We start from the raw sequence: 6,237 nt of genomic DNA, 5'->3' as shown, positions 1-6,237 counted from the left end.
CCACCCCGGAGCCTCCGCCCCAACCCCCAGTCAAACTCGAACTCGAACTCATACTCGATCGAGAAACCTTCGTCACCCAACTCGGCCGCCCCTTAGTCATTTCCGGCAAAATCGACATTTCCCAACCACCCCAAACAACCAGAAAAAAAGCAAATCTCATCTCTGAATCACAAACAGAAGAACTCAAAAAACTCATCGGTTCAGCAGAAATACAAATCTACCTGCGCGACCCCCAAACCTCAAAAATACTCGCCCAAATCCAGCAGCAGATGCCAGAACAAGCTCCCCCCTGCATCTTTGCCTGCGTCACCTACATCCCCAGCGAGTGCAAAAGTCGCCTAATTTTAGGAGAAGCAATACTCAGCAGCGGAGGCGTTCCCCTAGCCACCAAACTATTTACAATAACCGCCCGTTTAGAGCACCTTCTAGAAGTAATTAAAGAAAATTTCATCGAAGAAAAGCATCAAGCCGAACTCTCCCCAACAGCCTCAAAACAGCCTCGGAAGACCACAAATTTATCGTTTCTCAAGCTAGTAGAAAAATCCTTAGAGCCTCCATCCCCTGCCGAAGTTTCAACAAACGAACCCTTACCGCCTCAACTGAATTCCCGCCAAACTGCAAGTGCCGGCGGTTTAGAATTGCCCGCATTCGGTAACAAACTGCCCGAGGGGGGCCGATCGCAATTACTCCAAGAAATCTCCAATCCCCGTCAAACAGTCGCCGGGGCGATCGACCCACAAACCAAACCCTCAGACATCCCAACAGCCGCAGAAACGGCCGAAGATCGAGCGATCGACAAAAAACCCGAAAACACCCCGGAACCAGAAACAACAGCCCCAGAAACCCCGCCACCAGCCTCAAAACAGGCATTTCAAACCCTAAACGTCGAGAATAGATTTTGGTCGCGACTGAGTTCCCTAGCCAGCAACGGCGAATCCCCCGAATGGCTCAAAGCAACCACCCTGTCGCCAACTCCAAAAGCCGCCAATAGCAGCGACACCATAGCCGTAGTGGAAGAAAGCAGCCCAACATTACAGCAACGGGCGATCGGGAAAACAATTTCCGAGCCCAAATATATTGGCCCGGAATCCAGAGAATTTGTAGTTTTTGACGAGCCCCCACAGCCGAAACAAGTTGCTCAAAAAACCACAAAACTCGAAGAATCAACTGGGCCAACTCCCTACGTTTTGCCAGAAGACGAGTTAGTACCGATGCCCGTCTTAGAATTGCCGCGCGCCCAAATCCTCGCGGGCCAAGCTGTAACAGTGAAAGTGCAACTGCCGGAATTGATGCCCCGGATTTATGTAAAAGTTTGGGTATTCGATCGACAAAGCTACCTGATTCTCGACGGGCCGCGCTGGATTACCGAATTTACACCTAACGGCTTGGGAAATGTCAGAGCAAGTATCGAGTTAGAAATTCCCTACGGCTGCATGGAAGTCGAATTTGAGGCGATCGCCGTAGAAATGCAAACTCAGCGAGAAAGTCACAAAATCAGCGTTCACCGCCAAGTTTTGCCCCCAGCCGGCCCCCTTTTGCCCCTGGATGAGTGAACCCTGCATTCATCTCTCTCTTCTCTTTCTCTGTGTTCTCTGCGTTCTCTGCGGTTAAAAAATTCCGAAATCAGTAATCGTAGCCAGTAGCTAACCCTGATTTGGTATTACTGCAAAAAAATCGGGAAATGGAGGCGAGAAATCTCAGAATATTCCCGGTTTCTCGCCCCCGCGCCCAACTTTTTATATCGTTTCCGGTTGCATCGGAATAATAAAATCGAGTCAACAATTAATACTCAGTAGGGGCGGTGGATGGTGCGTGCCCGCCCGTCAACAGTCAACAATTCCCCAGGAGTGCAACCGGAATTGATATTATCTACTTACCGGCCAACTGCCGAAACTTCTTCTTAAACTTATTATTGTACACATAGATCGATCGCTGCAAATCCTCAAATTGCAGCGACATCTGGGCCGCCAAACCCCTGCGGTTCCAAACATCCTCCTGACACTTGCGGCGGCAAAAATTCATCGGTTCCGAGTAAACTTGAGATGTTGATAAAGTCGGTTTCGGCCCGCACCAATGAATCACAGTCGCCAAGGCGCGATCGCCCGCAGGCCCGCTTGACTCAACCGGAAACCGCTTTTTCACCAAATCCCGGTCAAAATCCGGCATCAAAAACTGCATATCCACACTCTGCACCCGCAGCCGACTTTCCCCGGCCACCCGGAAAATCATAAAGTTTAAAAAAACCATTTCTCCGTACTTAAATATCCCCGGATTTGCAACCGTAAAATCTAAAATTTCTACGTATTCTTCCAAATTAAAAATGCCGCGTTTAGCAAAAAAAGTTCCGGTGCAGAAATAATTGGCTCGGTATTGCGACCAGTTAAAACTGGGAAAATGTTTTTCAACACCAGGAATGTCAAAGAAAAACTTGGAAATATCTGCATCCGAATTTTCCTGACCAGGTTGGTCTACAATAAAATCAAATTCCTTAAAATTAGCACACTTGAGAACATCACCCCAAACAATAATATCGACATCCAAAACCAAGAAATTTAACCGAGGACTTTCCCAAAAGGCAATCATTTTAGTTTTACCCCAACCAAAAATTCTCTTTCTCAAAACATCTTGGGAAACGGTTGTGCGATCGATTACTCGCACCCCGTAGGACTTTTCCAAAGCACTTACAGAAAACGTACCGTCAATCAACAGACAAATCGGCACATCTCCCAGGAAATATCGGATGCTAGCACAGCAACCCTTCGCAAACAGATAATCTTGGTCGCCGCAAGCAATAATAATACCGAAATCTTCCCTAACCCCTAATTCTTTTACTAAAACTTCCACCCGCAGCCTTTGGTTTTTTTGTTCCGACAGCACTATTTTTGAGTTGTGCATTTTCGCCCGCTTAGCATTAAATTCCTGCGATCGCCCTCCGCCAAAAACAGCCATCAAATCGCTATAAAATTTGGGTAGAGTTTGTATCTCAAGCAACACAGCATTCTCGGCGCGATTGGATATTAAGCAACACCAATTGCAGCCGCACTCAGAACACCCAAAAATTGTGTTAAAGTAGCGGTTAATTAAACCGGGCGACAGCTTGTCTCAAACATGACGATCGCCCGCGCAAGTCCCGACTCTTGGGATCGTCAGAAAAGCCAAATTGGTCAAGCCAGAAATTTGGCTTTTCTAGGGTACATCTACGAGTTATGAAAGCCCGCTGGCTCCCAGCAGGCCCGAAAATCGCCCCGCCAAAGGTCGCAGGGTTTAAAGTGAGGTTAAAAAGCTTGACATATTTGGCTCGAAAGCTGTATAAGGGAGGCGACAAGCAGCCCCGATCCTATCCTGATAACTGTCTATTAAGTCTGGCGTAGCCGAAGACTCAGGGTAGCAGTCAGTTTGAGGCAGATTGTGGCCGAACCCGCACCACCAATTATCGATCGCAGCTACAGCAATTAAAGCAAGTCTGGCGATCGAGAGATGAAATGAACTCCTTGGGGCGCAGGGAGTCTGCCCGGATCCCACGCACCCCGTGCGATGGGAGTGAGGACAAGATGGCTTGTCAAACCTCCATACGCTGCATAAGACCAACATCATTCAAAAATGGTAGAGGCAGCGGCGGTTGAAACGGGAAGCCCAGACTGTATGCTTCGCATAGCGTGTGGGTACGTCGCCCGGTGATGGTATAATCAACCGTAATGTAATGTGGACTTGACCAGAATTGATGCCCTTGCCGTAGAAAAGCCCAGCCCCTACGTTCAAGCGGAAACTAGACACCCCAACTGTGAGTCAGCAGCTATGGAGAGGTTCTATTCTATTGGCAGTTATTCTCAGCAGACAAGCAACCACAAAAATTACAAGTTGGGAATTCTCGATCGAGTTGAATAGAGTGTGAAGGTGTGAGGAAAATGAACAGAACTTTTTGGAATTTACTGCTAGTATCCCCCGCTATTCTGGGGCTATCATCAGTTGTCAGTACCGCAGCCCTAGCAGCAGAAGCGACCGCAACCGCTGAAGCCAACCAGCTAGCCACAGCAAAGTCATCCGAATCAAAAATTGCAGCATCAGTTGCAGAATTAGTTGCAGAACCAGTTGCAGCAGCCCCTGCCGCCCCAGAAAAGCTGGCTTTAAACAGCATCGCTCCGGCGGCCCAAACCCCGATCGCCAACTCGGACGACGCACAAAAACAGCCGGACAAACTGGCAAAAATTGAACCAGAAACCAGGGCAACAGCACTGCAAACAGCAGAAAGCGACATCGACTCAGCAGCCCCAATCGCAATCGCCCCCGCCACCACAGCGGCAGCGACTGAACCCGTGGCGGCAGCGAACACAGCCGAACCGTCGCCCCAAGCATCAGACTTGGCAGTGCAAAGCACCCCCACAGACACCGCTGCAAAAATTGAAGAACCGGCTGCCACCGCTCTCCCCCCAGCTACTGTCCCAGCTACTAAGGTAGAAATTGCTCAGACAGTACCCGGAGGAATGGGCGGCCCGATCGTCCCAGCAACACCCCAAGCCCTGCCGGCACAACAGTCAGGAACCATGTCCCAGGTGACATCGGTCTCTCAGCTATCCGACGTAAGGCCGACAGACTGGGCATTCCAAGCCCTGCAATCCCTAGTCGAACGCTACGGTTGTATCGCAGGCTATCCCGACGGCACCTACCGCGGCAACCGCGCCCTGACTCGCTACGAATTTGCAGCCGGCGTCAACGCCTGCTTAGACCAAGTAACCAAACTAATTAGCTCGTCAACAGGTACCTTCGTCACCAAAGACGACTTAGCCATCCTGCAACGCCTGCAAGAAGAATTTGCAGCCGAACTCGCTACCCTGCGCGGACGAGTAGATGGCCTAGAAGCTCGCACCGCAGAACTCGAAGCTAACCAGTTCTCCACCACTACCAAACTCTCAGGAGAAGCCATTTTTCTCGCCAGCGACACCTTCGGAGATGGTGTTGGGCTGCGGGACGACAAAACGGCCACCAACCTCGGCTACCGGGTGCGGTTGAACTTCAACACCAGCTTCAGCGGTCGAGACTTGCTCAGAACCCGCTTGCAAGCTAGAAACATCGCCAACTACGGTACAGCCAACACCGCCGGTACGAACATGGCTCGCCTCGCCATCGACGGCGAAGACGGCAACCAATTCTCCCTCGATCAAGTGTGGTATCGCTTTCCGGTAGGCAACGCTACAGTATGGTTGGGCCCGAAAGGACTGAGGCTCGATGACGTTGCCGAGCTGACTGCTCCCTTGGAAAGTAGCGGCAACGGTGCTCTATCCAGGTTTGGACGTTACAACCCGGCAGTGTTCCGCGGCCCCGAAGGAGCAGGTGCTGCTATCAAATACAACTTGGGCCCAGTGAAAGCCACAGTTGCCTATCTTGCCTCCGACGGCGACGCTCCCAACCCAGCCGACGGCCGGGGCGTTTTCAACGGTTCTTTCAGCGCTTTGGGTCAGCTCAACTTCTCTCTCGGCAAAGCTATTGATATTGGCGCAACTTACACCCGGAAATACAATCGGGGTGGCGATGTTGGCATCATGGGCGGTACTGGCAGTTCCTTGGCTAACCGGCCCTTCGGTCAAACATCCACCGCATCAGATAACTTTGGCGTACAACTTAACTTAAAACCCAGCCGCGGCTTCCAGCTTGGCGGTTGGTACGGTTACACCAAGGCTCACCAAGAACGGGGCGCAGACAATGACGCTACTGTTCAGAACGGTGCTGTTTTCTTGGCGCTGCCAGATTTTGGTAAGCCTGGAAACCTCCTCGGTTTTATCGCCGGCATCCCGCCAAAAGTTACTGAAAGCGATGTCGCCAGAGACCGCGACACCTCTTATCACTTGGAGGGTTTCTATCGCTTCCAAGTTAATGACTTTATTGCGGTGACACCGGGCGTTTACGTGATTCTGAATCCCGAAAACAACAGAAATAATGACGATATCTGGGTAGGAGTCCTGCGGACAACCTTTAGTTTCTAAGGTTTCCTGATATCTAGTTAAAACTAAAAGCGGCAGGCGACTGCCGCTTTTAGTTATTGGTCAGTTGGTAGTTGTTAGTTGGCAGTTGTCAGTTGTGAGTTGGCAGTTGTGAGTTGGCAGTTGTGAGTTGGCAGTTGTTAGTTGTTAGTTGTTAGTTGTTAGTTGTTAGTTGTTAGTTGTTAGTTGTTAGTTGTTAGTTGTTAGTTGTTAGTTGTTAGTTGTTAGTTGTTAGTTGTTAGTTGTTAGTTGTTAGTTGTTA

5 protein-coding genes are annotated in these 6,237 nt (G+C 50.1%); 3 read left to right on the top strand and 2 right to left on the bottom strand.

Going from position 1 to position 6,237, the window contains the following annotated elements:
• The coding region (locus tag IQ263_RS27360; protein WP_194071196.1) for a hypothetical protein at positions 1-1,553 on the top strand (1,553 nt) is incomplete at its 5' end.
• Positions 1,554-1,869: 316 nt separating this feature from the next.
• Here the strand turns inward: IQ263_RS27360 and IQ263_RS27355 are convergent.
• Together IQ263_RS27355 and IQ263_RS27350 are read right to left on the bottom strand one after the other, a co-directional pair.
• Positions 1,870-2,991, bottom strand: coding sequence for a hypothetical protein (locus tag IQ263_RS27355; protein WP_228050409.1), 1,122 nt, complete (start codon positions 2,989-2,991; stop codon positions 1,870-1,872).
• An 85-nt stretch (positions 2,992-3,076) separates the two neighbouring features.
• Complete coding sequence (locus IQ263_RS27350; protein WP_194071195.1) at positions 3,077-3,325, bottom strand: hypothetical protein; 249 nt, start codon at positions 3,323-3,325, stop codon at positions 3,077-3,079.
• A gap of 377 nt (positions 3,326-3,702) precedes the next feature.
• Between IQ263_RS27350 and IQ263_RS27345 the strand changes: the two genes are divergently transcribed.
• Entirely contained in the window at positions 3,703-3,885 is a 183-nt protein-coding gene (locus IQ263_RS27345) for a hypothetical protein (protein ID WP_194071194.1), read from the top strand.
• A 20-nt stretch (positions 3,886-3,905) separates the two neighbouring features.
• Positions 3,906-5,978 (top strand): iron uptake porin, encoded by a 2,073-nt coding sequence (locus IQ263_RS27340; RefSeq protein WP_194071193.1) that lies wholly within the window; start codon positions 3,906-3,908, stop codon positions 5,976-5,978.
• Positions 5,979-6,237 lie beyond the last annotated feature (259 nt).

The sequence above is a fragment of the Tychonema sp. LEGE 06208 genome (genome assembly GCF_015207505.1).
Taxonomy (GTDB): Bacteria; Cyanobacteriota; Cyanobacteriia; order Cyanobacteriales; family Microcoleaceae; genus Microcoleus.
Note: the sequence above shows the minus strand (reverse complement) of the source record. Positions and strands in the feature narration are given on the sequence as shown.

Coding starts and splice junctions, on each gene's coding strand:
- IQ263_RS27340 (WP_194071193.1), top strand. CDS start 3,906: ATGAACAGAACTTTTTGGAATTTACTGCTAGTATCCCCCGCTATTCTG.